General features: G+C 70.3%; 22 protein-coding genes. 15 read left to right on the top strand and 7 right to left on the bottom strand.

Features of this window, described 5'->3' with window-relative positions:
- Nucleotides 1–19 precede the first annotated feature (19 nt).
- Both GGR16_RS10450 and rsmI read right to left on the bottom strand, forming a co-directional pair.
- A complete protein-coding gene (locus GGR16_RS10450) occupies nt 20–412 on the bottom strand; it encodes a YraN family protein (protein ID WP_019403843.1) in 393 nt (130 codons plus the stop codon).
- Entirely contained in the window at nt 409–1,362 is a 954-nt protein-coding gene (gene rsmI / locus GGR16_RS10445) for a 16S rRNA (cytidine(1402)-2'-O)-methyltransferase (RefSeq protein WP_183316562.1), read from the bottom strand. The genes GGR16_RS10450 and rsmI overlap by 4 nt, the downstream gene beginning before the upstream one ends.
- 235 nt (nt 1,363–1,597) lie before the next feature.
- On the opposite strand from rsmI, the gene GGR16_RS10440 reads away from it, so the two are divergent.
- Nucleotides 1,598–2,836, top strand: a complete 1,239-nt coding sequence (locus tag GGR16_RS10440) for a penicillin-binding protein activator (protein WP_183316561.1) — start codon at nt 1,598–1,600, stop codon at nt 2,834–2,836.
- 3 nt (nt 2,837–2,839) lie between these two features.
- Here the strand turns inward: GGR16_RS10440 and hemW are convergent, their stop codons facing one another.
- From hemW to rph, 3 genes are all read right to left on the bottom strand, one after another.
- Entirely contained in the window at nt 2,840–4,000 is a 1,161-nt protein-coding gene (hemW, locus tag GGR16_RS10435) for a radical SAM family heme chaperone HemW (protein WP_019403840.1), read from the bottom strand.
- Between the two features lie 228 nt (nt 4,001–4,228).
- Complete coding sequence (rdgB, locus tag GGR16_RS10430) at nt 4,229–4,873, bottom strand: RdgB/HAM1 family non-canonical purine NTP pyrophosphatase (RefSeq protein WP_019403839.1); 645 nt, start codon at nt 4,871–4,873, stop codon at nt 4,229–4,231.
- Nucleotides 4,874–4,887: 14 nt separating this feature from the next.
- Nucleotides 4,888–5,601 carry a ribonuclease PH gene (rph, locus tag GGR16_RS10425; RefSeq protein ID WP_019403838.1) on the bottom strand — a complete coding sequence of 238 codons (714 nt, stop codon included), beginning with the start codon at nt 5,599–5,601 and terminating at the stop codon, nt 4,888–4,890.
- A 297-nt stretch (nt 5,602–5,898) separates the two neighbouring features.
- On the opposite strand from rph, the gene GGR16_RS10420 reads away from it, so the two are divergent.
- Both GGR16_RS10420 and GGR16_RS10415 read left to right on the top strand, forming a co-directional pair.
- On the top strand, nt 5,899–6,192 hold the full coding sequence (locus GGR16_RS10420) for a GYD domain-containing protein (RefSeq protein WP_183316560.1): 294 nt from the start codon (nt 5,899–5,901) through the stop codon (nt 6,190–6,192).
- A gap of 57 nt (nt 6,193–6,249) precedes the next feature.
- Entirely contained in the window at nt 6,250–6,921 is a 672-nt protein-coding gene (locus GGR16_RS10415; RefSeq protein ID WP_183316559.1) for a D-lyxose/D-mannose family sugar isomerase, read from the top strand.
- On the opposite strand, the gene GGR16_RS10410 is transcribed toward GGR16_RS10415, so the two are convergent.
- Nucleotides 6,922–7,671: an SDR family oxidoreductase gene (locus GGR16_RS10410; RefSeq protein WP_019403835.1), complete on the bottom strand. Its 750-nt coding sequence runs from the start codon at nt 7,669–7,671 to the stop codon at nt 6,922–6,924.
- 201 nt (nt 7,672–7,872) lie between these two features.
- Here GGR16_RS10410 and mutM point away from each other — a divergent pair, with 201 nt between their 5' ends.
- From mutM to gyrB, 10 genes are all read left to right on the top strand, one after another.
- Nucleotides 7,873–8,757 carry a bifunctional DNA-formamidopyrimidine glycosylase/DNA-(apurinic or apyrimidinic site) lyase gene (mutM, locus tag GGR16_RS10405; RefSeq protein ID WP_019403834.1) on the top strand — a complete coding sequence of 295 codons (885 nt, stop codon included), beginning with the start codon at nt 7,873–7,875 and terminating at the stop codon, nt 8,755–8,757.
- A 98-nt stretch (nt 8,758–8,855) separates the two neighbouring features.
- The gene (locus GGR16_RS10400) at nt 8,856–9,629 is read left to right on the top strand and encodes an enoyl-CoA hydratase (protein ID WP_019403833.1); all 774 of its coding nucleotides are present in this window, start codon (nt 8,856–8,858) and stop codon (nt 9,627–9,629) included.
- A 70-nt stretch (nt 9,630–9,699) separates the two neighbouring features.
- On the top strand, nt 9,700–10,494 hold the full coding sequence (locus tag GGR16_RS10395; RefSeq protein ID WP_183316558.1) for a TSUP family transporter: 795 nt from the start codon (nt 9,700–9,702) through the stop codon (nt 10,492–10,494).
- 184 nt (nt 10,495–10,678) lie between these two features.
- Nucleotides 10,679–10,945: a 30S ribosomal protein S20 gene (gene rpsT / locus GGR16_RS10390; protein WP_019403831.1), complete on the top strand. Its 267-nt coding sequence runs from the start codon at nt 10,679–10,681 to the stop codon at nt 10,943–10,945.
- Between the two features lie 940 nt (nt 10,946–11,885).
- Nucleotides 11,886–13,427, top strand: a complete 1,542-nt coding sequence (dnaA, locus tag GGR16_RS10385; RefSeq protein ID WP_019403830.1) for a chromosomal replication initiator protein DnaA — start codon at nt 11,886–11,888, stop codon at nt 13,425–13,427.
- Nucleotides 13,428–13,589: 162 nt separating this feature from the next.
- The gene (gene dnaN / locus GGR16_RS10380) at nt 13,590–14,708 is read left to right on the top strand and encodes a DNA polymerase III subunit beta (protein ID WP_019403829.1); all 1,119 of its coding nucleotides are present in this window, start codon (nt 13,590–13,592) and stop codon (nt 14,706–14,708) included.
- Nucleotides 14,709–14,792: 84 nt separating this feature from the next.
- Entirely contained in the window at nt 14,793–15,983 is a 1,191-nt protein-coding gene (gene recF, locus GGR16_RS10375) for a DNA replication/repair protein RecF (protein WP_183316557.1), read from the top strand.
- Nucleotides 15,980–16,930 (top strand): DUF817 domain-containing protein, encoded by a 951-nt coding sequence (locus GGR16_RS10370; protein ID WP_183316556.1) that lies wholly within the window; start codon nt 15,980–15,982, stop codon nt 16,928–16,930. The genes recF and GGR16_RS10370 overlap by 4 nt, the downstream gene beginning before the upstream one ends.
- Nucleotides 16,931–16,962: 32 nt before the next feature.
- On the top strand, nt 16,963–17,586 hold the full coding sequence (locus tag GGR16_RS10365; protein ID WP_040405269.1) for a LysE family translocator: 624 nt from the start codon (nt 16,963–16,965) through the stop codon (nt 17,584–17,586).
- Between the two features lie 156 nt (nt 17,587–17,742).
- Nucleotides 17,743–20,169, top strand: coding sequence for a DNA topoisomerase (ATP-hydrolyzing) subunit B (gene gyrB, locus GGR16_RS10360; protein WP_019403825.1), 2,427 nt, complete (start codon nt 17,743–17,745; stop codon nt 20,167–20,169).
- 57 nt (nt 20,170–20,226) lie between these two features.
- Here the strand turns inward: gyrB and GGR16_RS10355 are convergent, their stop codons facing one another.
- Nucleotides 20,227–21,201: an OmpA family protein gene (locus GGR16_RS10355; RefSeq protein WP_183316555.1), complete on the bottom strand. Its 975-nt coding sequence runs from the start codon at nt 21,199–21,201 to the stop codon at nt 20,227–20,229.
- A gap of 448 nt (nt 21,202–21,649) precedes the next feature.
- On the opposite strand from GGR16_RS10355, the gene GGR16_RS10350 reads away from it, so the two are divergent.
- Both GGR16_RS10350 and GGR16_RS10345 read left to right on the top strand, forming a co-directional pair.
- Nucleotides 21,650–23,455: an ATP-binding cassette domain-containing protein gene (locus GGR16_RS10350; protein ID WP_183316554.1), complete on the top strand. Its 1,806-nt coding sequence runs from the start codon at nt 21,650–21,652 to the stop codon at nt 23,453–23,455.
- A gap of 244 nt (nt 23,456–23,699) precedes the next feature.
- Nucleotides 23,700–25,559 carry an ABC transporter ATP-binding protein gene (locus tag GGR16_RS10345; protein WP_183316553.1) on the top strand — a complete coding sequence of 620 codons (1,860 nt, stop codon included), beginning with the start codon at nt 23,700–23,702 and terminating at the stop codon, nt 25,557–25,559.
- The last annotated feature ends 15 nt before the right edge of the window (nt 25,560–25,574 follow it).

The following is a 25,574-nucleotide window of genomic DNA, read 5'->3' as shown; positions in this document are numbered from 1 at the left end:
GCCCGCGCGAGCCGGCCGTTCAATCGATGGCGAGGGACAGGACCGCCGGCACGTGCCGCGGCAGGCTGCGCGGGGCGAGGAAGACGGCGTCGCAGCGCAGCGTCAGCCCCGCCGCCCAGGGATTGCGCGCCAGCCAGTGCCGCACGCAGCGGGCCATGCGCGCCGCCTTCTGCGCCGAGATGGCCCCGCGCGCATCGTCGAGCCGGGCGCGGGCCTTGACCTCGACGAAGGCGACGGTGTCGCCGCGGCGGGCGATGAGGTCGATCTCGCCGCCGGCGGCGGCATAGCGCCGGGCGACGATGCGGTAGCCCTTGAGGGTGAGGACGAGCGCGGCCAGCGCCTCGGCACGCAGCCCGGCCCGCTGCGCGCGGGCCTGTCGGCTCGGCTGGCGATCGCGGGCCGCCGCGCTCACGTGTCCGCCTCGCCGAGCCGGAGCGCGCGCTGGTAGACCTCGCGCTTCGGCAGGCCCGTGGCGCCGGCGACGAGGGCCACCGCGTCCTTGAGCGAATGGCCCGAGAGCGCCTCCTTGAGCATGTGCTCGACGTCGGCCTCGCTGTGGCGCTCCGCATCGACCGGCTGGGGCCCGATCAGGACCACGATCTCGCCCTTCGGCGGCGCCTCGGCCCCATATTCGGCCGCGAGCGCGGCAAGGGAGCCGCGCCGCACCGTCTCGTAGAGCTTGGTCAGCTCGCGCGCCACCGCCGCCGGCCGCTCGCCGAGCACCGCCGCCGCGTCAGCCAGCATCTCAGCGAGGCGCCGGGGCGATTCGAAGAACACCAGCGTGCCGGGAATGGCGCCGATCTCGGCCAGCCGCGCGCGCCGCGCGGCGCTCTTGGCCGGCAGGAAACCCTCGAAGAAGAAGCGGTCCGTCGGCAGGCCCGAGACGACGAGGGCCGTCAGCACGGCCGAGGGGCCGGGCACGGTGGTGACGGAGATGCCCTCGGCCAGCACCGCCTCGACCAGCTTGTAGCCGGGATCCGACACGAGCGGCGTGCCGGCATCGGACACGAGCGCGAGCGCTTCGCCGGCCTTCAGCCGGGCGAGGACGCGCGGACGCATCTGCGCCGCATTGTGCTCGTGATAGGCGAGGAGCGGCGTCGTGATTCCGTAGTGGGCGAGCAGCGTCTTCGTCACCCGCGTGTCCTCGGCGAGGATCGCGTCGGCCGCCGCGAGCGTGCCGAGCGCCCGGAAGGAGATGTCCTTCAGGTTGCCGATGGGCGTCGCGACGAGATGCAGCCCCGGCGCGAGCGGCTCGGCCTCGGCCGCGAGGCCGAAGGCGGTGAAGCGCGCTGCGGGCCGCCCGGTCGCGTCGCCCCGGCCTGCTGCATCCCGCCCCGCGATGTCCCTGATTCTGCTCGTCATGACCGTCCCTGTCGTCGCGACCCTGGCATGCCGCGCCCCTGTTCACGAGAATTTTGCCACGCGCCTTTCGCCTTCCATAGCAGACGCCGCCTCGCTCTGGGCAGATCATGCGCGCCGGCGGCCGGAAGGGGAGCGTTTACTTTTGGTTGCGATCCTTGCGCGACTTGCGAAGAATGCCGGCTCATTCGGCCCGCTGCCGGCCGCACCCCAGCCGAGAGGTGTTCAGGAGTCTGCCGTGACGCGCTTCCTTGCCCGCAATCTTGCCCGCCCGGACGCGACCCCCTCGCTCTGGCGTCGCCTCAAGCAGGCAGCCCTCGTCCTGGCGACGAGCGCGCTCGTCGCCTCGTGCAGCGGCGGCCTGTCGAACATGACGGGCACGGACGGCGCTGGAACCGAGCCCGCGGCGCCCAGCGTGCCGGGCACCACCATCGGCACCGGCAACGTCAAGGTGGCGCTGCTCCTGCCCCTGTCGGCCGGCGGCCAGGCCGGGGCGGCCGCCGTCTCCCTGCGCAATGCCGCCGAGCTCGCCATGAGCGAGTTCAGCCAGCCGGACATCCAGATCCTCGTCAAGGACGACCGCGGCACGGCCGACGGAGCACGCGCCGCGGCCCAGTCGGCCATCTCGGAGGGCGCCGAGCTGATCCTCGGGCCGCTCTTCGCCGATGCCGTGCGCGCCGCCGGCCAGGTCGCCCGCGGCGCCGGCCGGCCGGTCATCGCCTTCTCGACGGATGCGGGCGCCGCCGCGCCGGGCGTCTATCTCCTGAGCTTCATGCCCGAATCGGAGGTGGAGCGCGTCGTCGCCTATGCCGCGCGCCAGGGGCAGCGGTCCTTCGCCGCGCTCATCCCCAACACGGCCTATGGCCGCGTCGCACAGGCCGCCTTCCAGACCGCAGTGGCCCGCAACGGCGGGCGCATCGTCGCCATGGAGACCTTCGACCGCGCCAATGCCGCGGCCCAGGCCGCGAAGATCGCCGCCGTCGCGGGCGGCGCCTCGCCGCAGGTCAATGCCGTCTTCATCCCGGACAGCGGCGATTCGCTCATCGCCGTCGCCCAGGCGCTGCAGGGGGCCGGCGTCGACCCGCAGAAGGTGCGCATGCTCGGCACCGGCGTGTGGAACGAGGCGCGCGTCTTCTCCCAGGCCGGCCTGCAGGGCGGCTGGTTCGCCGCGCCCGAGACGGCCGGCTTCAATGCCTTCGCCCAGCGCTACCGCGCCAAATACGGCAGCGACCCGACGCGCATCGCCACGCTCGGCTATGACGCCGTCTCGCTCGCCGCCGCGCTCGTGCGCACGCAGGGTCAGCAGCGCTTCAGCGAGCCGGTGCTGACCAATGCCTCCGGCTTCGCCGGGGCGGACGGCGTCTTCCGCTTCAACCCGAACGGCACCAACGAGCGCGGCCTCGCCGTGCTCGAGATCCGCAACGGGACGGCTGCCTCGGTCTCCCCGGCGCCCCGCCAGCTCGGCGCCGGCGGCTGATCCTCAGGCCGCGAGGTCGGCCACCAGCGCGTCGAGAACGGGAAAGCCCGCCTCCGTCACGCGCAGCCGGCCCGCCGCATCGCGCGCGATGAGCCCGTCGGCGATCAGCGAATCGAGCCGGCCCGCATCGAGCGGCCGGCCGGCGAGCGCGGCAAAGCGCGCCGGATCGATGCCCTCGACGAGGCGCAGGCCCATCAGCAGGAATTCGTCCCCCTGCGCCTCTGCCGAAAGCGTCTCGCGGTTCTCGATGCCGTGGCCCTCGCGCTCCACCGCGGCGAGCCAGTCCTCCGGCCCACGGATGGTCGCGGTCGCAAGCCGCCCTTTGTCCGTCACGAGGCGCCCGTGCGCCCCCGGCCCGATGCCGGCATATTCGCCGTAGCGCCAGTAGACGAGGTTGTGCCGGCACTCCGCCCCCGGACGGGCGTGGTTGGAGATCTCGTAGACCGGCAGGCCGCGCCGGGCGCAGACCTCCTGCGTCACGTCGTAGAGCGCGCGCGCCGTCTCGCCGTCCGGCACGCTCAGCTTGCCGGCGGCGAACAGCCGCTCGAACCAGGTGCCCGGCTCGATGGTGAGCTGGTAGAGCGACAGGTGCTCGACGGCATAGCCGATCGCCTCCTCGAGCTCAGCCGCCCATTCGGCCGGCGTCTGGTGCGGGCGGGCATAGATGAGGTCGTAGGAATAGCGCTCGAACGTATCGGCCGCGATGCGCACGGCGGCGAGCGCCTCGGCCGCGGTGTGCATGCGCCCGAGGCGGCGCAGGTCCGCATCGTTGAGCGCCTGCACGCCGAGCGACACCCGGTTGATGCCGGCGGCGCGATAGCCGCGGAAGCGCTCGGCCTCGACGCTCGTCGGGTTCGCTTCCAGCGAGATCTCGGCGCCGGGCGCGATCGACCAATGCTTCGCCACCGCCTCGAGGATGGCCCCGACCGTCGCCGGCCGCATCAGCGAGGGCGTGCCGCCGCCGAAGAAGATGCTCGTCACCTCGCGCGGGCCGGTCAGCGCGGCATTGTGGGCGATCTCGCGCTCGAAGGCCGCGATGAAGCGCGGCTCGTCGACCGGCGTATGCCGCACATGGCTGTTGAAGTCGCAATAGGGGCACTTTGAGGCGCAGAACGGCCAGTGCAGATAGACGCCGAAGCCGGCATCGGCAGTGGGATGGGTCAAGGCTCGTCCTGCCGCTTTGGTCGACAATGGTGATTCATATGCAGTCACGCGCGTTTACAAGGAGCGCGCCGCAGTCCCCTTCCCCCGCTGCTGCGGGAACGGACCAGGGGTGGAGGGCGCCTCCATCGCGAATGCCCCACAACCCGGTCGGTGGCGGCGCCCCAACCCCGACCCCCTGCCACTTCGCGGGGTAGGGGAGCGGCAGGCACCGTCGCCGTTTCGCCCGGCCTATCCAGCCCCCGTGTCCTTTCGAAGGCAGGCGGCCGCGAGCTTCGAGAAGGCGCGCGCCCGGTGCGACAGGCCCTCGCCGTGGCCCCAGCCGTGCTTCTCGTCGCTCGCCATCTCGCCGAAGGTACGCTCGTGCCCGTCCGGCTGGAACATCGGGTCGTAGCCGAAGCCCCGGTCGCCGCGCGGCGGCCACGCCAGCGTGCCGAACACGCGGCCCTCGAACAGTTCCTCGTGCCCGTCCGGCCAGGCGACGACGAGGGCGGAGACGAAATGCGCCCGCCGCTCCTCGGCGCTCGTCGCCCCGCGGCGGGCGAGCTCCTCCTCCACCCGCCGCATGGCATGGGCGAAATCCTTGCCCGGCCCGGCCCAGCGGGCGGAGAAGATGCCCGGCGCGCCGTCGAGCGCGGCAACGCAGATGCCGGAATCGTCGGCGAGCGCCGGCAGGTCCGCCGCCTTCGCTGCCGCATGCGCCTTGAGCGCCGCGTTCTCGGCAAAGGTCATGCCGGTCTCCTCCGGCTCGGGCAGGTTAAGGTCGCCCGCCGAGACCGCCGAGACGCCGAAGGGCGCCATGAGCTCCTGCATCTCCCTGAGCTTGCCCGCATTATGCGTGGCGATGACGATCCTGCCTTCGAGCCTGCGCGCCATGGTCCCGCCCCCGCTCACATCACGGCCATCTTCTGCAGGTCGACGAGCTTGGCCGTGCCCGCCCGCGCAAGCTCGATGAGGGCCATCAGCTCCTCCACCGAGAAGGGCTTGCCCTCCGCCGTGCCCTGCACCTCGACGAGCCCGCCCGTGCCGGTGATGACGAAATTGGCATCGGTCTCGGCGGACGAATCCTCGGCATAGTCGAGGTCCAGCACCGGCGTCCCGGCATGGATGCCGCAGGAGACGGCGGCGACATGGTCCTTCAGGGCCTCGCCCTGCACCATGGAGCGCGCCTTCATCCAGGCGAGGCAATCGTGCAGGGCCACCCAGGCGCCGGTGATGGCGGCCGTGCGCGTGCCGCCGTCCGCCTGCAGCACGTCGCAGTCGACGACGATCTGCCGCTCGCCGATGGCGGAAAGATCGACCACGGCGCGCAGCGAGCGGCCGATGAGGCGCTGGATCTCGTGCGTGCGGCCGGAGGGGCGGCCGCTCGTCACCTCGCGGCGCGTGCGCTCCAGCGTGGCGCGCGGCAGCATCGAATATTCGGCCGTCACCCAGCCGCGGCCCGTGCCGCGCAGCCACGGCGGCCCCCGCTCCTCGAGCGAGGCGGTGCACAGGACGTGCGTGTCGCCGAACTTCACGAGACAGGAGCCCTCGGCATAGCGCGCCACCGCCCGCTCCAGCGAAACCTTGCGCAATTCGTCCGGCGCACGCTTGGATGGCCTCATCGCTTCTCTCCTCCGGCCCTCGGCCGCTCGTCCATGGTTTGCGATGCTTCTAAGCGGCTTTGGCGGACGTGGGAACCGCCTTTCGCGCATGGCGGCGAGACGGGCGATCGCCAGCGCGGGCCCCGCCTCCTATCCCCCGCCCGAAGGCTTGCCCAGCCTTGCCGCGAGGTTCACACTCGCGGCTTCCGTCCCGCGTCCCGCGCCCCCTTCCGCGGCGCTCGGCGGGGCACGATCCGGCACGGGACGGACTGGCCGGAATGAGCGCCGCGGCGGCCGAGAGCCGCCGGGAGGAGCGCCATGACGACCTATATCGTGCTCGCCAACTGGACGGATCAGGGCATTCGCAACATCAAGGAATCGCCGAGCCGGCTCGACGCGGTCAAGAAGATCCTGGCCGACATGTCCGGCAGCATGCAGGCCTTCTACCTGTGCATGGGCGATTTCGACATCGTACTCGTCATCGAGGCACCTGACGATGCGGTCGCGGCACGCTTCGCCCTGCAGGTGGGCCAGTTCGGCAATGTCCGCACGCGCACGCTGAAGGCCTTCCCCGAGGCCGCCTATCGCGAGATCATCGCCTCCCTGACCTGAGCGCCGACGCGCATCCCCGCCCCCGCGCGGGGATGCGCCACCTGACGAGGAGGATGAATGCGCCGATCGAAGATCAATGCGCTGATGCGCGACGCCGAGGCCTTTTTCGCCGCGCACCGTTTCGCGCTGCCGCCGTGGGCCGCCTGGTCGCCGGACGAGTGGCGCGCCCATCCGGCCGTGGCCCGTTACTGCGCCGAGCGGCAGATGGGCTGGGACATCACCGATTTCGGCTCCGGCGACTTCATGCGCCGCGGGCTCATCCTGTTCTGCCTGCGCAACGGCATCGCGGAGGCGCCGGGCGAGGTGCCCTATGCCGAGAAGCTGATGGTGGTGCGCGAGGGGCAGGAGACGCCCTGGCACTGGCACAAGGTGAAGATGGAGGACATCATCGTGCGCGGCGGCGGGCACCTCGCCGTCGAGGTCTTCGCCCACAATGCCGACGGCAAGCGCGGCGAAGGCCCGGTCGTCGTCCATTGCGACGGCATCGCCCGCGAGGTCGCGGCGGGCGAGCCCGTCCTGCTCGCGCCCGGCGAGAGCATCACCGTGCCGCGCGGCCTCGTGCACCGCTTCTACGGCGCGCCGGGCACCGGCACGGTGCTGGTCGGCGAGGTCTCGCAGGTCAATGACGACCGCGCCGACAACTTCTTCCTCGAGGAGCTGCCGCGCTTTGCCGCCATCGAGGAGGATGCGCCGGCGCTCCACCCGCTGTGGAACGAGGTCGAGGCCTGATCAGCGCCCGCCCGTCACCCGCACGAAGGCCCCCGTGACATAGGAGGCCGCATCCGACAGGAGGAAGAGGATGGTGCGCGCCACCTCCTCCGCCGAGCCGGTGCGGCCCATCGGGATGAGCGGCGTGAGCCGCGCCAGCCGCTCGGGCGCGTGGGAGCTCCTGGCGTGGATGTCGGTCTCGATGAGGCCGGGCTGCACGGCGTTGACGCGGATGTTCTCGCCCGCCAGCTCCTTCGACAGGCCGATGGTCAGGGCATCGATGGCTCCCTTGGAGGCCGCGTACCAGACATATTCGTTCGGCCCGCCGAGCAGCGAGGCGGCCGAGGAGACGTTGACGATGGCCCCGCCATGCCCGCCGTGCTTGGGCGACAGGCGGCGGATCGCCTCCTGCGCCGCGAAGATGGCCCCGGTCACGTTGAGGTCGATGCAGGCGCGGATGACCTCGCTCGACGCGGCATCGAGGCGGCTGACCTGGCCGGTGATGCCGGCATTGTTGACGAAATGGGTGAGCCGCCCGAGCCGCTCGTCGACCTCGGCGAAGAGGCGGCGGATGTCCTCCTCCTTGCCCATGTCCGCCTTGAAGGCTTCGGCGCGCACGCCCTTGGCGCGGCATTCGGCGACGAGCGCCTCGGCCGCGGCGGCGTCGCTGACATAGTTGACGGCGACGTGATAGCCCTCGGCGGCGGCGAGCCGGCAGGTCGCCGCGCCGATGCCGCGGCTGCCGCCGGTGACGAGAAGAATGCGGTCCATGGGTTCCCTCCGATGTCGTGTTTTACCGTCTTGTCCTTGCCGGCCATGGGAGCGCGGCGGGACCGTCCGCGTCAATGGCCGCGGCATCGGGGCGGCCATGCCCGGGACGGGAGGGTCGCGGCCATGGACAGGAGGCGGCGGACACGGCACAACGGCGCCGCCGCATCAGGCGGCGCCTGGTGGGTGGGAGCTTGAGACGCGATGCCCGAACTGCCCGAGGTCGAGACGGTAAGGCGGGGCCTCGAGCCGGCGATGGTCGGCGCCGGCATCACGGCCGTCGACCAGCGCCGGCCGGACCTGCGCTTCCCCTTCCCGGAGCGTTTCGCCGAGCGGCTGCAGGGCCGCGAGGTCGTCGCGCTTGGCCGGCGCGCCAAATATCTGATGGCGGATCTCTCCGGCGGCGACATCCTCGTCATGCATCTCGGCATGACGGGCCGCTTCATCGTCGAGGAGGCGGGCGGGGCGCTGCGCGAGCCGGGCGACTTCTACCAGGAGGCCGGCCACAACGCCGCCCACGACCATGTCGTGTTCCGGCTCTCCAATGGCGCCCGCATCACTTACAACGATGCCCGCCGCTTCGGCTTCATGACGCTCGTCCCCCGCGGCGAACTCGATGCCCATCCCCTCTTCCGCCACCTGGGGGTCGAGCCGCTGGGCAATTCCCTCGACGGCGCGCTCGTCGCCCGCCTCTTCGCCGGCAGGAAAACGCCGCTCAAGGCGGCGCTCATGGACCAGCGCCTCATCGCCGGGCTCGGCAATATATATGTGTGCGAGGCGCTGCACCGGGCCGGCCTGTCACCCCTGCGCGCCGCCGGCACGCTGGCGACGAAGGCCGGCCGACCGGCCGCGGCGGCCGAGCGGCTGGCGACGGCGATCCGCGACGTATTGACCGAGGCCGTCGCCGCCGGCGGCTCGACCCTGCGCGACTACATGAAGACCGACGGCTCGCTCGGCTATTTCCAGCACGCCTTCCGCGTCTACGACCGCGAGCATGCGCCCTGCCCGACCCCCGGCTGCCGCGGCACCGTCGCGCGGCTCGTCCAGTCCGGCCGCTCCACCTTCTGGTGCAGCCAGTGCCAGAGGTGAGCGCATGAGAAGGCGGTGGCGGCTTTGCGCGAATGCGTATGGACGCGGCCATCCGCCTTCGGGTAGCCCTTCAGCAACCCCATCGGAGGACTTCGCCCATGGCCTATGAAACCATCCTCGTGGAGACGCGCGGCAAGGTCGGCCTCGTCACGCTCAACCGTCCGCAGGCCCTCAACGCCCTCAACTCCCAGCTCATCAGCGAGCTCAACACGGCGCTCGACGGCTTCGAGAAGGATGCGGGCATCGGCGCGATCGTCATCACCGGCTCCGAGAAGGCCTTCGCGGCCGGCGCCGACATCAAGGAGATGCAGAACCTCTCCTATCCCGAGACCTACCTCGAGGATTTCATCACGAGCTGGGATCGCGTGGCCGGCCGGCGCAAGCCGATCATCGCCGCCGTGGCCGGCTTCGCTCTCGGCGGGGGCTGCGAGCTCGCCATGATGTGCGACATCATCATCGCCGCCGACACGGCGAAGTTCGGGCAGCCGGAGATCAAGCTGGGCGTCATGCCGGGCGCCGGCGGCACCCAGCGCATGACGCGCATCATCGGCAAGGCGAAGGCGATGGAGCTCTGCCTCACCGGCCGCATGATGGGCGCCGAGGAGGCGGAACGTTCCGGCCTCGTGGCGCGCATCGTTCCGGCGGCGGAACTTCTGGATGACGCGCTGAAGACGGCCGCGACCATCGCCGACATGTCGCTGCCCATCGTCATGATGACGAAGGAGAGCGTCAACCGCGCCTACGAGACGACGCTCGCCGAGGGCATCCGCTTCGAACGCCGCCTCTTCCACGCCATGTTCGCCACCGCCGACCAGAAGGAAGGCATGGCCGCCTTCGTGGACAAGCGCAAGGCGGACTTCAAGAACCGCTGACCGGCCTTTATAGAGGGCGCGCGTCTGCGGGAGTCGCGCGATTCTCATCCGGCGGGGAGGCCGGTCATCCATGGCCGGTCTCGAACTCGACATCGTCGCCCTGCTCGCGCTCGTGGCGGTCGTCGCCGGATTCGTCGACGCCATCGCCGGCGGCGGCGGCATGATCACGGTGCCGGCCCTGATGCTGGCCGGGCTCGACCCCGTCACCGCCGTCGCCACCAACAAGCTGCAGGGCACCTTCGGGGTGGCGGTCGCCACCCATCGCTTCGCCCGCGCCGGGATGATCGACTGGCGCGGGGCCGCGCCGCTCGCCGTCGTCGCGGGTATCGCGGCGGTCATCGGGGCTCTCGCCGTCAAGGTGCTGCCGGTCGCGCTCGTCGCCGCCGCAATGCCGATCCTCCTCATCGCCATCGCCGTCTATTTCGCTTTTTCCCGCAAGGTGCGCGACGAGGATGCGCGCGCCCGCATCGGCCGCCTGGCCTTCACCCTCGCCATCGTGGCCCCCGTCGGCTTCTACGACGGGCTGCTCGGCCCCGGCGCCGGCTCCTTCTACATGCTCGGCTTCGTCACGCTGCTCGGCTTCGGCGTGGTGCGGGCGACGGCCCATACCAAGCTGCTCAATTTCGCCAGCAATCTCGGCGGGCTCGTCCTCTTCGCCGCGACCGGGGCCGTCTTGTGGCCGCTCGGCCTCGCCATGGCGGCGGGGCAGCTCGTCGGCGCCCGCCTCGGTGCCGGCCTGGCCCTGCGCCACGGCGCCCGGCTCATCCGCCCGCTCATCGTCGCCGTCTGCTGCCTGATGGCGCTGCGCCTCCTTCTCGACGGCGCCAATCCGCTCGGCCAGTGGCTGCGGGGCCTCCTGCCCTGACACGCCGCCGACGATTCCCGGTCGCCGAATGCGACAGGCCGTTGACGCTCGGGCTGCGAGAGACTATAAGCCCGCGCTCATGGGCAGCGGCTTGATCGCTGTCATTTCCGTTCAACCGCCACCACCGATCCCGATCGCCCGGCCCTTTGCCGCGCGGCCAGATCGGGACGATACGAGGATCACCATGGCGAACACCCCGTCGGCCAAGAAGGCGACGCGCAAGATCGCCCGCCGCACCGCCGTGAACAAGGCGCGCCGCAGCCGCATGCGCACCTTCATCCGCAAGGTCGAGGAAGCGATCGCGACGGGCAACCAGCAGGCCGCGCTCGACGCCCTGCAGAGCGCCCAGCCGGAGCTGATGCGCGCCGCCCAGAAGGGCGTGCTGCACAAGAACACCGCCTCGCGCAAGGTCGCGCGCCTGACGCACCGCATCAAGGCGCTGCAGGCCTGAGGCCGCGCTGGCGGCATCTTGCCGCCGAACGCGTCTCCTACAGGGTCCGAAAGAGCCTGGCTTCGGCCGGGCTCTTTCTTTTTGCCGGCGGCAGAAGCGGCCGTTCTCGCGCGAACCGGGCGCCCGCCGGGCCGTTCGGCAACGCGCGGCGACGGCAGCATCGCGGGCGCGATTTCCGGCACCGGGCGGCTTGACAAAGCAGCGTTCTGTCGGGGTGGCGCGGCGGCAGTCGCGCCGCCATGACCGCGCAGACAAAATGCCGTGCTGACAAAACTTTAGGGGGCAAAGGGCTCGGCACGACCCGAATCCCCCCCGTTGGAAGCCCCCTGCAGGCCCCCTTCTGCAGACGGAAACAATGCCTTGAAACGGCTTCTCGGTTTCCGGCCACTCTTTTAAACTCGCTGGATCCACAAGGAGTTGCACGTAATTGCCACCACCTTGCGAGAGGCCGCGGAGCGGTTTGCGCGCTCTGCGAGGGCGACACAACCCATAGTCGTGTTGCGTCGGGCCGGCCCTTGGCGTAGGGTCATCCCACCTCGCCACCACGGCCGAGGTTCTCAATAGCAAGTCAAAAGCATTAAACCTCATTTCGGGGGAGGGGTTCGTGTTGTCTCGAAGACAAAGCGTCGCGCTACGCAGTTGCTTCAGCTCGAACCCATTGACTATTCCTCCCGGATTGCGGAAAAGCCTGTCCATACAGGCGAAGGATCAGGCGAGCGGCATAAGAACGAACCAATAACAACTTTTCCGACATAGCTGGTCCGAATTCGATTGCAGCAAGAGCGCCAGGATGCCGTTGCCCGAAAATGGCGGCGGCAGGCGGGGTTCTTTTTGCGAAACTCAATCGTCGGTAGCGGAATGCGTCCAGCGGCGCTGCAGGGTGGCCTGCATCGCAAGGGGCGTCTTCGGCACCAAACAAGAAGAACGAGGAGCTGGGGCGATGTACAAAGGCGAAGAGAGCGTGATCGAGGCCAAGGGCGCGGCTGTCCCGCACGGCCCCGTGCCCGATATCGATGACGCTCGCGGCGCCGCCGGCGGCAGCGAGGACCTGTCGGACGCCTGGGGGCGCGTGCGCCGCCGGCTGCGGGCCGAGCTCGGCGAAGACGTGTTCTCGAGCTGGTTCGGTCGGCTGGAATGCGACGGCCTTGCGGCCGGCACCGCCCGCCTGTCCGTGCCGACCCGCTTCCTCAAGAGCTGGATCGAGTCGCACTACGCCGATCGCGTCCTGGCGGTCTTCAAGGCCGAGCATGCGGCCGTCAGCCGCGTCGCCTTCTTCGTCCGCGGCGCGGTGACGCGCGAAATGCCCATGGCCGCCCGCCCGAGCGAGCCGGCCGCCGCCCCCGCGCGCGCTGCCGCCCCTGTCGTGGCGCGTCCTCGCGTCGCCGACGAGGCGCGCGAGAGCACGAGCGAGAAGGCCGCGGCCCCGGAGCTTGCCGACGACAGCGCCGCCAACGCGCTCGACCCGCGCCTCACCTTCTCCACCTTCATCGTCGGCCGCTCGAACGCCCTCGCCCATGCCGCCGCCGACCGCATCGCCCGCCATGAAGGCGGCGCGCCGCTCTACAACCCGCTCTATCTCCATGCCGGCGTCGGCCTCGGCAAGACGCATCTCATGCAGGCCATCGCCCACGAGGCGCAGGGCCGCGGCAAGCGCGTCATCTACCTGACGGCCGACCGTTTCATGTACGGCTTCGTCGCCTCGCTGAAGGCCCAGACGGCTCTGGCCTTCAAGGAGCGCCTGCGCGGCATCGACATGCTCGTCATCGACGACGTTCAGTTCCTCCAGGGCAAGTCGATCCAGCAGGAATTCGGCCACACCATCAATGCCCTGCTCGATGCCGGGCGGCAGATCGTCGTGGCGGCGGACCGTCCGCCGTCCGACCTCGAGGCCCTCGACGAGCGCGTGCGCTCGCGCCTCGCCGGCGGCCTCGTCGTCGAGATGTGCCCGCTCGACGAGGAGCTGCGCTCCCGCATCCTGTCGACGCGCATCGCCGCGGTGCAGGCCCTGCATCCCGCCTTCGAAGTGCCCGAGGCCGTCGTCGCCTATGTGGCGCGCGTCATCGCCACCAACGGGCGCGACCTCGACGGGGCCGTGAACCGCCTGCTCGCCCATGCGACGCTGACCGGCTCGCCTCTCACTGTCGAGACCGCCGAGGCGGCCGTGCGCGACCTGGTGCGCACCCGTGATCCCAAGCGCGTCAAGATCGAGGACATCCAGAAGCTCGTCGCCGGACGCTACAACGTCTCGCGCGCCGACCTCCTGTCCGAGCGCCGCACGGCGGCCGTCGTCAAGCCGCGGCAGATCGCCATGTATCTCTCCAAGGTGCTGACCCTGCGCTCGCTGCCCGAGATCGGCCGGCGCTTCGGCGGGCGCGACCACACCACCGTGCTGCATGCCGTGCGCAAGATCGAGAAGGCGGTGGGTGACGACCCGGCGCTGAACGAGGAGGTCGAGCTCCTCAAGCGCATGCTGCAGGAGTGAGCGGCCGCAGCCCGAGCTGCCGCGCCCGCCACTGTTGACACACCCGTTGCCGCCCTTGCACAAGGGCCGACAAGACGGCATTGTGCGTGCCCCGGTGGGCTACCAGCCAGCCGGGCAAGCGAGCCTCATGCGCCTTCGGGCGCCAAAGGGAAACGGGCGGTCATGAAGGTCACGGTCGAGCGGGCGGCGCTCCTCAAGTCGCTCGGGCATGTGCATCGCGTCGTCGAGCGGCGCAACACCATTCCGATCCTGTCGAACGTGCTGCTGCGCGCCGAGAGCGGCATGCTGCATCTCAAGGCGACGGACCTCGATCTCGAAGTCACCGAGGCGCTCGCCGCCGATGTGGAGATGGCGGGCGCGACCACCGTGCCCGCGCACGTGCTCTACGACATCGTGCGCAAGCTGCCCGACGGCTCCCAGGTCTCGCTCGAGACGGGCGGCGACACGAGCCAGATGCTGATCCGCTCGGGCCGCTCGCGCTTCACGCTGCAGGCCCTGCCCGAGAGCGACTTCCCCGACATCGCGGCCGGCGAGATGCCGCACCGCTTCACCCTGCCGGCGGGTGAGCTGAAGCGCCTCATCGACAAGACGCAGTTCGCGATCTCGACCGAGGAGACGCGCTACTACCTCAACGGCATCTATCTCCACACCATCGAGAGCAACGGCGTGCCGGTGCTGCGCGCCGTGGCCACCGACGGGCACCGCCTCGCCCGCGTCGAGACCGCCGCGCCCGAGGGCTCGGCCGGCATGCCCGGCGTCATCGTGCCGCGCAAGGCCGTGGCCGAGGTGCAGAAGCTGCTGGAAGACGCCGAGGCGCAGGCAAGCGTCGAACTGTCCCCGAGCAAGATCCGCCTGTCGATCGGCTCGGTCGTCCTCACCTCCAAGCTCATCGACGGCACCTTCCCCGATTATCAGCGGGTGATCCCGGCCGGCAACGACAAGCAGCTCGTCGTCGAGCGCGTGAGCTTCGCCGCCGCTGTCGACCGTGTCTCGACCATCTCCTCCGAGCGCGGCCGGGCCGTGAAGCTCGCTCTCGCCGACGGCCGGCTGACGCTCTCGGTCACCAACCCCGATTCGGGCAGCGCGACGGAGGAGATCGAGGTCGACTACGAGGCCGATGCGCTCGATATCGGCTTCAACGCCCGCTATCTCCTCGACATCACGGCCCAGCTCGACGGCGACACCGCGCTGTTCAAGCTCGCCGACCCCGGTTCGCCGACGCTGATCCAGGACCGCGAGGGCGCGAGCGCCCTCTACGTCCTGATGCCGATGCGGGTGTAAGCATCCGGACGGGACGGCGCGCACGCCTCGCCGGTCTGCGGCAAGAGGCGCGGCGGCGGTGCCGCGCCGCTGCGTGACGAGGCGATGACCGAGCAACCGCCATCCGCTGCATTGCCGCCGACAGGCGCGGCCGGGCCCTGCCGCGTGACGCGCCTCGGCCTGCGCGACTTCCGCAGCTATCGTGCCCTCGACGTCGACGTTGATGCGCCGCTCGTCGCCCTCGTCGGCGAGAATGGCGCCGGCAAGACCAACGTGCTCGAGGCGCTGTCGCTGTTCACGGCAGGCCGCGGCCTGCGGCGTGCCGACCTCGCCGCCATGGCGGCGCACGACGGGCCCGGCACCTTCTCCGTCTCCGTCACGCTCGACACCCGCTGGGGCGGCGTCCGGCTGGGCACGGGAACGGAGCGCGCGCCGGACGGCGGCCTTGCGCGCCGCTGCCGCATCGACGGCGAGACGGCGGGCTCCCCGGCCGCCTTCGCCGAGTATGTGCGCGTCGTCTGGCTGACGCCGGCGCTCGACGGCCTCTTCACCGGCACGCCCGGCGACCGGCGGCGCTTTCTCGACCGGCTCGTCCTCGCCGTCGACCCCACCCACGGCACGCGCGTCAATGCCTTCGAGCGCGCCCTGCGCAGCCGCAACCGGGTGCTCGAGGAGCATCCCCGCAACACAGCCTGGCTCGACGCCATCGAGACCGAGCTCGCCGAGCTCGCCGTCGCCGTCGCCGCCGCGCGGCGCGAGACCGTGACGCGGCTTGCCGCCCTCGTCCTCGCCGCACGCGACGACGCCTCCCCCTTCCCCTGGGGCGATCTCGCCCTCGCCGGCGAGTTCGAGGACATGGCCGCCGACCGGCCGGCCGTCGAGGTGGAGGACCTCTACCGCGCCCGCCTCGCCGAAGGCCGCCTGCGCGACCGGGCGGCCGGGCGCACGCTCGCCGGGCCGCAGGCGAGCGACCTCACCGTGCGCCACGGGCCGAAGGACACGCCGGCCGCCGAATGCTCCACCGGCGAGCAGAAGGCCCTCCTCATCGGGCTCGTGCTCGCCCATGCCCGCCTCGTCGCCGCCATGAGCGGCATGGCCCCGCTCGTGCTCCTGGACGAGATCGCCGCCCATCTCGACCCGCGCCGACGGGCCGCGCTCTACGGCACGCTCGCCGCGCTCGGCAGCCAGGTCTGGATGACCGGCGCCGACCCCGCCCTTTTCGCCGACCTGCCCGCGGACGCCGTGCGCTTCGCCGTGACGCCGGGCCGGCTCGCACCGGCGGCGCCCGCCGCATGACGCGAGCCCCGTCCCCGCTCGGCCATCCCGGCCGCTACGCCCCCTGGCTCGCCGGCGCCCACCAGCGCGCCCGCCGTCTCCTCGCACGCCTGCCGTGGCCGCTGCGCGAGTTCCTCGTCTTCGGCTTCAAGCAGGCCTGGGCCTCGCTCTTCGGCGCCATCATGCTGGCGCTGATCATCGTCACCAAGCTCGTCTGGTCGCCCGACTGGCCGGTCCATCGCTACGACGCGCTCTTCGCTGCGGCGATCCTCGTGCAGGTCGCCTTCGTCCTGCTGAAGCTCGAGGAGCTGGAAGAGGCCAAGATCATCTTCCTCTTCCACGTCGTCGGCACGGTCATGGAGATCTTCAAGACGCACGTCGGCAGCTGGACCTACCCCGAGGCGGCGGTGCTGCGCATCGGCGGCGTGCCGCTCTTCACCGGCTTCATGTATGCGAGCGTCGGCAGCTACATGGTGCGCGTCATCCGCCTGTTCGACATGCGCTTTGCGCACTACCCGCCCTTCTGGACGACGGCGCTGCTGGCGGGCCTCATCTACGTCAACTTCTTCACCCATCACTATGTCGTCGACGGCCGCTACGTCCTCTTCGTCGCCGCCTTCGTCATCTACGGGCGCAGCCGCATCTATTTCACGGTCGATGCGGTGCCGCGCTGGATGCCGCTGCTCCTCGCCTGTTTCCTCACGTCCTTCTTCATCTGGATCGCGGAGAACATCGGCACGGCGACCAACACCTGGCGCTATGCCGGGCAGGGGGACTGGCAGCTCGTCTCGCTTGCCAAGATGGGGTCCTGGTTCCTGCTGCTGATCATCAGCTTCGTCCTTGTCACCATCGTCCATCCGCCGCGACCGCCGGACGCGGCCGGAGGCAAGGTCCCGCCGGTGACGCCGGACTTCGCGGATGCGGGCATTTCTGCTAAGAACGGGGCGGTCGCCGGCGAGGAGCGCTGATCCGCCCGCGACGCATGGAGTTGCTGCTGTTCATGTCCGGTCTCGACCTCACGGGCCTTCTCGTCTTCGCCGGCGCGCTCACCGTGGCGGCCGCCTCGCCCGGCCCCGGCATCGCCGCGATCGTCGCGCGCGTGCTCGGCCGCGGCACCCAGGGAGCGGCCGCCTTCACGGCCGGCCTCGCCATCGGCGACGTCGTGTGGCTGACCTTCGCCGTGACGGGCCTCGCCGTCCTCGCCCAGACCTTCCACGGCGTCTTCCTCGTGGTGAAATACGCCGGCGCGGCCTATCTGCTCTATCTTGCCTGGAAACTGTGGAGCGCCCCGGCCGAAGCGCGCGAGATCGAGGCGGACCGCCGGCGCGAGCACCCGGTGAAGCTGTTCTTCGCCGGGCTCGCCGTCACCCTCGGCAACCCCAAGGTCATCGTGTTCTATCTCGCGCTCGTACCGAACATCGTCGACCTCGCCCGTCTCGACGCCGTGGGCTATGTCGAGCTCGTCGTCGTGACGCTGAGTATTCTCGCCGCGGTCTTCTCGGCCTATATCGTCCTTGCCGCCCGCGCGCGCCGCCTCTTCACGAGCGCTCAGGCGGTGCGCCTCGTCAACCGCGCCACCGGGACGGTAATGGCGGGCGCGGCCGTTGCGGTGGCGAGCCGTTGACGGGACGCATCGGAGCCAGGGCAAGGCTGCAAATGAGGCCGCGAAAGCGGCCGCAACACGTGCAATCGCCCGGTTGAGACACTAAATTTAACAGTCGAATCAAGCCTATCGCACGCCTCGCGTGCGGCTCAGGATCATTGACAGGATTATCGCCCCATGGCCGAACCCGCCCGCGACCTCAACCCCGACTCTTACGGCGCCGATTCCATCAAGGTGCTCAAGGGGCTCGATGCGGTGCGCAAGCGCCCGGGCATGTATATCGGCGACACCGACGACGGCTCGGGCCTGCACCATATGGTCTACGAGGTCGTCGACAACGCCATCGACGAAGCGCTCGCCGGCCATGCCACCGAGGTCACGGTGACGCTCAACGCCGACGGCTCCTGCACGGTGACCGACAACGGCCGTGGCATCCCGACGGACCTGCACGCCGAGGAGGGCATCTCGGCCGCCGAGGTCATCATGACCCAGCTGCACGCCGGCGGTAAGTTCGACCAGAACTCCTACAAGGTCTCGGGCGGCCTGCACGGCGTCGGCGTCTCCGTCGTCAACGCGCTGTCGAGCTGGCTGAAGCTGCGCATCTGGCGCAGCGGCAAGGAGCATTTCGTCGAATTCCACCACGGCGACGCCGTGGCCCCACTCACGGTCGTCGGCGAGGCGGGCGACAAGCGCGGCACGGAGGTGACCTTCCTGCCGAGCCCTCAGACCTTCTCCATCACCGAATTCGACTATGCGACGCTGGAGCACCGGCTGCGCGAGCTCGCCTTCCTGAATTCGGGCGTGCGCATCGTCCTCACCGACAACCGCCACGCCGAGCGCAAGCGCGAGGAGCTGTGCTACGAGGGCGGCGTCGAGGCCTTCGTGCGCTACCTCGACCGTACCAAGAGCCCGCTCATCACCAAGCCGGTGGTGCTGCGCGGCGAGCGCGACGGCATCGGCGCCGAGATCGCCCTGTGGTGGAACGACAGCTACCACGAGACGGTGCTCGCCTTCACCAACAACATCCCCCAGCGCGACGGCGGCACGCATCTGGCCGGTTTCCGCGCCGCGCTGACGCGCCAGATCACGGGCTATGCCGAGACGAGCGGCCTCACCAAGAAGGAGAAGGTCTCGCTCACCGGCGACGACTGCCGCGAAGGCCTCACCGCCATCATCTCGGTGAAGGTGCCCGATCCGAAGTTCTCCTCCCAGACCAAGGACAAGCTCGTCTCCTCGGAGGTGCGCCCCGTGGTCGAGGGCATCATGAACGAGGCCCTGTCGACCTGGCTCGAGGAGAACCCCTCCGACGGCAGGACGGTGGTGAGCAAGGTCGTCGAGGCCGCCGCGGCGCGCGAGGCGGCGCGCAAGGCGCGCGAGCTGACGCGGCGCAAGGGCGCACTCGACATCGCCTCCCTGCCCGGCAAGCTCGCCGACTGTCAGGAGCGCGACCCGGCCAAGGCCGAGCTCTTCATCGTGGAGGGCGATTCGGCCGGCGGCTCCGCCAAGCAGGGCCGCGCGCGCGAATATCAGGCCGTGCTGCCGCTGAGGGGCAAGATCCTCAACGTCGAGCGCGCGCGCTTCGACAAGATGCTGTCGAGCCAGGAGATCGGCACGCTGATCACCGCCCTCGGCACCGGCATCGGCCGCGAGGAATTCGCGCCCGACAAGCTGCGCTACCACAAGATCATCATCATGACGGACGCGGACGTGGACGGCTCCCACATCCGCACGCTGCTGCTCACCTTCTTCTTCCGCCAGATGCCGGAGCTGATCGAGCGCGGGCACCTCTACATCGCCCAGCCGCCGCTCTACAAGGTCACGCGCGGCAAGTCGCAGCAGTACCTGAAGGACGAGCGGGCGCTCGAGGACTATCTCATCGACGGCGGCCTCGAGGGCTCTCTCCTGCGGCTCGGCAACGGCGAGGAACGCGCCGGCGCCGACCTGCGCTCCCTCATCGAGGAGGCGCGCTTCGTGCGCCAGATGCTGGGCAGCCTGCACACGCGCTACAACCGCACCGTGGTCGAGCAGGCCGCGATCGCCGGGGCGCTGCGCCCGCAGGTGGCGGAGGAGCCGGCGGAGGCCGAAGCGGCGGCGAGCTACATCGCCCGGCGCCTCGACGCCATCGCCGAGGAGACCGAGCGCGGCTGGGAAGGCCGGGCGGAAGCCGGCGGCTTCGTCTTCGCCCGCACCGTGCGCGGCGTGCGCCAGGCGGTGAGCCTCGACGCGGCGCTCCTCGCCTCCTCCGAGGCGCGCAAGCTCGACGAGCGCGCCGCGAGCCTGCAGGACGTCTATGCCAAGCCCGCCACCTTCGTGCGCCGCGGCGACGAGAAGGCGATCGACGGGCCCGTGGGCCTCTTCGACGCCGTCATGGCCGCCGGCCGCAAGGGCATCCAGCTGCAGCGCTACAAGGGCCTCGGCGAGATGAACCCGGACCAGCTCTGGGAGACGACGCTCGACCGCGAGAACCGCTCGCTCCTGCAGGTGAAGATCCGCGAGGTCGACGAGGCCGACGACATCTTCGTCAAGCTGATGGGCGACATCGTCGAGCCGCGGCGTGAGTTCATCCAGGAAAACGCCCTGTCGGTGGCAAACCTCGACGTGTGACTTTGGCGGCGGCTTGCGGGCGGCGCACGCCCGCAAGCCGGTCCCGCCTGCCGACCGTCAGCGGGCGACTTCGACCAGCGGCCCGACGACGGCCGAGCCGCCGGCCCCGAGTTGGAAGTTCTTGCCGACATAGTCGAACGAGAACAGCTGAAGCTCCTTCCGGATCGGCACGCCCGAGGGCGAGTGCCGCCACACGTTTGGCGCCTCGATCGTGGTGTGGATCGCCGTCACGCCGCGCGGCCCGACGCCCCCGCCGATCGACGAGACCGTGCTCAGGCTGTCGCCCAATTCGTCCCAGGTGACGGGCAGCGGGGAAGTCAGCGGCTCGAAATCCATGTTGGTCCCGGCCGGGGAGGTCAGCAGCGTCTGCACCGCCTGCATCACCGGCCCGCCCTTCAGGCTCAGCGACTGGCCGAACCCGGCGCTCGGCGCGATATAGGCCCGCTGCTCGCCGGTCGTCCTGTTGCGGAAGACGAAGACGTTGAAGCCGATGACGACGCCCGGCAGGATGTTCGACACCGCGCCGCCCGGCGAGGCGACCGCCCAGTCCGAATAGCGCTGCCCGCCCGGCAGGGGCGGCAGGGGCCGCGGATTGGGCTTGATGTCCGGAGGCGGCGGCGGCGGCGGGATATCGCCGATGAAGATGTGGACCTCCACCGCGCGCATGTCGGCCGAATTGTCGCTTTCGGCCGCCTTGTAGCCTTCCTCGCCGCGCGCTTCCCAGAGCTCGATGGCGTTGAGGGCGCGATCGTCGAGGTCGCCGATGAACTTGAGGACCGCATTGGTCCGGTCGTTCGACAGGCGCTTGTTGTAGTTGGCGTCCCCGATCTTCGAGGCGAAGCCGATCAGCCACATGTGGAAGCCGGACTGGCTCTTCACATAGGCCATCTTCTCCGACAGCCAGCGCTTGTGCTGTCCCTCGAGCGCCGCGCTCCCCGTGTCGAAATCGATCAGCCGACCCTTGATATAGGCGTTCGATCGTACATAAGGCCCGACAACCTGTTCCCTGACCGGTGGCGTTTTCCTGGCCATGATGGTCCTCCCCTCCGGAGATGGCCGAAAGCAGGAACAGCTTAGCATCTGCCGCGACGGACGACGTGATCTCCCGCACCGGACGGCGGGGCCCGCCTGTGGCCCCGATGCCACGCCTTGCCGCTACTTGCGCTACTTCTGCCGGAGCGGACTTGCCCAAAAACTGATCACGCATTACAAAGGGCGCCCTTAACTCACCCCGCAGGAGGGCGGACATGACAGTTATCCGTCATACGCAGATGCCCTTTGCCATGCTGCGGGCGGGCGCCGGCATTTCTCCCGGCGGGCGCAAGCGCCGTTAGGTCGCGAGCGGCTTAGGCCGCCGACCCCACTTTCCACCTCCTATCCATTTCGGGACCGGGCCTTGGCCCGCGGGCCGTCGTGCGCGCGTCGCCGGCGCCTGCTTCCCTCATAAGGGCCGCCCGCGCCGCGCGGGCGTGATCGAACCGTGACCGCCGAACAGAACCGGCGCACGGGGGCTTTTCGCCCCGTGCTCGCCTTCCTCTGGCGCCGATGGCGATGCCATCCCGCCCTGCTCGCCGCCCTCATCGGCGGCCTCGTCGTCGCCACCGTCGCCGACGTGCTGGTGCCCGTCTTCGCCGGCCAGATCGTCGACGCCATCGCCCGCAGCGGCGAGACCGGACGCGAGGAGGCGCTCGGGGCCGCGCTCGTCGCGCTCGGCCTGCTCGCGCTCATGGGGCTCCTCGTGCTCGCCGGCCGCATGACGGGCATCCTCGCCATCATCGAGCTGACACTGAAGGTCATGAGCCGCACCGGCTCGGACGCCTTCGAGCGCGTGCAGCGCTTCTCGTCGGACTGGCACGCCAACAGCTTCGCCGGCTCGACGGTGCGCCGCATCAGCCGCGGCATGTGGGCCATCGACCTCGTCGGCGACACCATCTTCATCGCGCTCCTGCCCTCGGCCATGGTGCTCCTGGGCGCGACGCTGCTGCTGGGCTGGCGCTGGCCGCAGATGGGCCTCCTCGTCGCCGCCGGCGGCATACTCTACGTGGTGCTCACCATGCTCCTGTCGCTGCGCTGGGTGGCGCCGGCGGCCCGGCTGTCGAACAGCTGGGACACCAAGCTCGGCGGTGCCATGGCCGACGCCATCGGCGCCAATGCCGTGGTGAAGGCCTTCGGCGCGGAGACGCGGGAAGACGCACGCCTCGCCGCCCTGATCGACAAGTGGCGTCGCCGCACGCGGCGCACCTGGCTGCGCAGCTCCGGCTCGGAGGCGCTGCAGATCGTCACCCTCCTCGCCCTGCGCATCGGCATCGTCGCCGTCGCCCTGTGGCTGTGGTGGCGCGACGAGGCGAGCGCCGGCGACCTCGCCACGGTACTCACCATGTTCTTCATGGTGCAGGGCTACCTGCGCGACGTCGGCTACCACATCTCCAACCTGCAGCGCGGCGTCAACGAGATGGAGGAGCTGGTCGCCATGCACGACACGCCGCTCGGCGTGGAGGACATGGCCGATGCGAGGCCGCTGTCGGTCAAGCGCGGCGAGATCGTGTTCGAGCACGTCGATTTCCGCTACGGCGGCCATCCGACGCCGCTCTACCGCGACCTCAACCTCACGATAGCGCCGGGCGAGAGCCTCGGCCTCGTCGGCCCGTCCGGCTCGGGCAAGACGACGCTCGTCAAGCTCATCCAGCGCCTGCACGACGTCACCGGCGGCCGCGTGCTGATCGACGGGCAGGACGTGCGCCATGCGACGCAGGCCTCGCTGCGCGCCCAGATCGCCATCGTGCAGCAGGAGCCGGTGCTGTTCCACCGCTCGCTCGCCGAGAACATCGCCTATGCGAAGCCGGGGGCGACGATGGAGGAGATCCGGCGCGCGGCGGCGCTCGCCAATGCGGACGCGTTCATCGACCGCCTGCCGCGCGGCTATGCGACGCTGGTCGGCGAGCGGGGCGTCAAGCTCTCGGGCGGCGAGCGCCAGCGCGTCGCCCTGGCGCGAGCCTTCCTCGCGGATGCGCCGATCCTCATCCTCGACGAGGCGACCTCGGCCCTCGATTCGGAGAGCGAGGCGGCGATCCAGCAGGCCATGGCGCGGCTGCTCAAGGGCCGTACGGCGCTCATCATCGCCCACCGCCTGTCGACGGTGCGCGCCGTCGACCGCATCCTCGTCTTCGACCACGGCGTCGTCGTCGAGGAGGGCAGCCACGAGGAGCTCGTGGCGCGCACCGGTGGCCTCTACCGCCGCCTGTTCGAGCGGCAGGCGCTGGAACTGACGGACGGCTGGCGGCCATGAGGCCGCCAGCCTGCGGAGCGGTGGCTTGATCTCAACCTTGGTCGAGGTCCTATAACGCCGCTCCGCCATGAACCACCCGCCTTCCGGCCATGCCGAACGGCGGGCGTGCAACGAAGCGCAGGAGCTACCATATGCCCTTGGCCATGCTCATCCCCGCCGCCTGAGGAAGCGGCAAGCAAGACCCCTTCCCGCTGCGGCGCGCGACCCTGCCAGCCGCAGCTCCACCGATTTCAGTCTGGACGCCATGTTCCGCTTCTTCGAAACCCTCGTGGATCCGTTCCCCAGGGCCGAGGCCGTCGCGCCGCCGCGCCGGCTGGTGCCGTTCGTGATGCACTATTCGCGCCCGGTGCTGCCCTGGCTGATCGTCATGGCGGTGCTGACGGCAGTGATCTCGATCATCGAGATCAGCTTCGTCGGCTTCATGGGCTCGCTGGTCGACTGGCTGGCCAAGGCGGACCGCGCCACCTTCTTCGAGACGCACGGATGGGCGCTCATCGGCATGGCGCTGCTCGTCGTCGTCGGCTTTCCGCTCGTCGTCCTCGCGCAGTCGCTCGTCACCCACCAGACCATCTTCGGCAATTATCCGATGATCGCGCGCTGGCTGACGCACCGCTACATCCTCGACCAGAGCATGGCCTTCTTCCAGGACGAGTTCGCCGGCCGCGTCTCGCAGAAGGTGATGCAGACGGCGCTCGCCGTGCGCGAGACGGTGATGAAGCTCATGGACGTCGCGGTCTATGTCGTCACCTATTTCCTCGGCGCGCTGTTCCTCCTCGCCAGCGCCGACCTGCTCCTGATGCTGCCGCTCGTCCTGTGGCTCCTCGCCTATGCCGGGCTCATGGTCTTCTTCGTCCCGCGGCTCAGGGCCATCTCGATGCAGCAGGCCAACGCCCGGGCCGAGATGACCGGCCGGGTGGTCGACAGCTACACCAACATCCAGACCATCAAGCTCTTCGCCCACACCCGGCGCGAGCTCGACTACGCGCGCGACGCCATGGGCGGCTTCATGGACACGGTCTACCGGCAGATGCGGCTGGTGACCTGGCTCACGGTCGGGCTGCACACCACCAACGCGCTCCTGCTCGCCGGCGTCGCCGGCCTGTCGATCTACGCCTGGCACCAGTCGGCGCTGTCGATGGGCGCGATCGCCGTCGGCATCGCCATCGTGCTGCGCCTGCGCGGCATGTCCGACTGGTTCCTGTGGGAGGTCGCGGGGCTCTTCGAGCAGATCGGCACCGTGCAGGACGGCATGAACACCATCGCCCGGCCGACCGCCATCAAGGACCGGCCGGACGCGCGCGAGCTCGTCGTCTCCAGGGGCGAGATCCGCTTCGAGCACGTGCGCTTCAACTACGGGCGCGAGTCCGGCGTCATCGACGATTTGTCGCTCGTCGTGAGGCCCGGCGAGAAGGTCGGCCTCGTCGGCCGCTCGGGCGCTGGCAAGTCGACGCTCGTCAACCTGCTGCTGCGCTTCTACGATGCCGAGAGCGGGCGCATCCTCATCGACGGCGAGGACATCGCCGCCGTCACCCAGGCGTCGCTGCGCCGGCAGATCGGCATGGTGACGCAGGACACCTCGCTGCTGCACCGCTCGATCCGCGACAACATCGCCTACGGCCGGCCGGAGGCGAGCGAGGAGGAGATCCGGGCGGCGGCACGCATGGCCCATGCCGACGCGTTCATCGATGACCTCACCGATCCGTCGGGCCGCCGCGGCTACGACGCCCATGTGGGCGAGCGCGGCGTCAAGCTGTCGGGCGGCCAGCGCCAGCGCATCGCCATCGCCCGCGCGCTCCTGAAGGACGCGCCGATCCTCGTGCTGGACGAGGCGACCTCCGCCCTCGATTCGGAGATCGAGGCGGCCATCCAGGAGCAGCTCTATGCCCTGATGGAGGGCAAGACGGTGATCGCCATCGCCCATCGCCTGTCGACCATCGCGGTGCTCGACCGGCTCGTCGTCATGGACGGCGGCCGCATCGTCGAGACCGGCACGCACGAGGAGCTCTTGGCCCGCGGCGGCCTCTACGCCGCCCTGTGGCATCGCCAGTCCGGCGGCTTCCTCGGCATCGAGACGGACGAGGCGAGCGAGACGGCACCGGCCTGAGGCGTCACCGGCCTG

The sequence above is a fragment of the Chelatococcus caeni genome, from assembly GCF_014196925.1.
GTDB lineage: Bacteria > Pseudomonadota > Alphaproteobacteria > Rhizobiales > Beijerinckiaceae > Chelatococcus_A > Chelatococcus_A caeni.
The sequence above is the reverse complement of the archived record's forward strand: the minus strand, read 5'-3'. Positions and strand labels throughout refer to the sequence as shown.

Excerpts from the sequence above, each read along its gene's own strand:
- rsmI (WP_183316562.1), bottom strand. The coding sequence starts at position 1,362 with ATGACGAGCAGAATCAGGGACATCGCGGGGCGGGATGCAGCAGGCCGG.
- rdgB (WP_019403839.1), bottom strand. The coding sequence starts at position 4,873 with ATGGCGCGCAGGCTCGAAGGCAGGATCGTCATCGCCACGCATAATGCG.
- rph (WP_019403838.1), bottom strand. The coding sequence starts at position 5,601 with ATGAGGCCATCCAAGCGTGCGCCGGACGAATTGCGCAAGGTTTCGCTG.
- GGR16_RS10420 (WP_183316560.1), top strand. The coding sequence starts at position 5,899 with ATGACGACCTATATCGTGCTCGCCAACTGGACGGATCAGGGCATTCGC.
- GGR16_RS10415 (WP_183316559.1), top strand. The coding sequence starts at position 6,250 with ATGCGCCGATCGAAGATCAATGCGCTGATGCGCGACGCCGAGGCCTTT.
- GGR16_RS10410 (WP_019403835.1), bottom strand. The coding sequence starts at position 7,671 with ATGGACCGCATTCTTCTCGTCACCGGCGGCAGCCGCGGCATCGGCGCG.
- mutM (WP_019403834.1), top strand. The coding sequence starts at position 7,873 with ATGCCCGAACTGCCCGAGGTCGAGACGGTAAGGCGGGGCCTCGAGCCG.
- GGR16_RS10400 (WP_019403833.1), top strand. The coding sequence starts at position 8,856 with ATGGCCTATGAAACCATCCTCGTGGAGACGCGCGGCAAGGTCGGCCTC.
- GGR16_RS10395 (WP_183316558.1), top strand. The coding sequence starts at position 9,700 with ATGGCCGGTCTCGAACTCGACATCGTCGCCCTGCTCGCGCTCGTGGCG.
- rpsT (WP_019403831.1), top strand. The coding sequence starts at position 10,679 with ATGGCGAACACCCCGTCGGCCAAGAAGGCGACGCGCAAGATCGCCCGC.
- dnaA (WP_019403830.1), top strand. The coding sequence starts at position 11,886 with ATGTACAAAGGCGAAGAGAGCGTGATCGAGGCCAAGGGCGCGGCTGTC.
- dnaN (WP_019403829.1), top strand. The coding sequence starts at position 13,590 with ATGAAGGTCACGGTCGAGCGGGCGGCGCTCCTCAAGTCGCTCGGGCAT.
- recF (WP_183316557.1), top strand. The coding sequence starts at position 14,793 with ATGACCGAGCAACCGCCATCCGCTGCATTGCCGCCGACAGGCGCGGCC.
- GGR16_RS10370 (WP_183316556.1), top strand. The coding sequence starts at position 15,980 with ATGACGCGAGCCCCGTCCCCGCTCGGCCATCCCGGCCGCTACGCCCCC.
- GGR16_RS10365 (WP_040405269.1), top strand. The coding sequence starts at position 16,963 with ATGTCCGGTCTCGACCTCACGGGCCTTCTCGTCTTCGCCGGCGCGCTC.
- gyrB (WP_019403825.1), top strand. The coding sequence starts at position 17,743 with ATGGCCGAACCCGCCCGCGACCTCAACCCCGACTCTTACGGCGCCGAT.
- GGR16_RS10355 (WP_183316555.1), bottom strand. The coding sequence starts at position 21,201 with ATGGCCAGGAAAACGCCACCGGTCAGGGAACAGGTTGTCGGGCCTTAT.
- GGR16_RS10345 (WP_183316553.1), top strand. The coding sequence starts at position 23,700 with ATGTTCCGCTTCTTCGAAACCCTCGTGGATCCGTTCCCCAGGGCCGAG.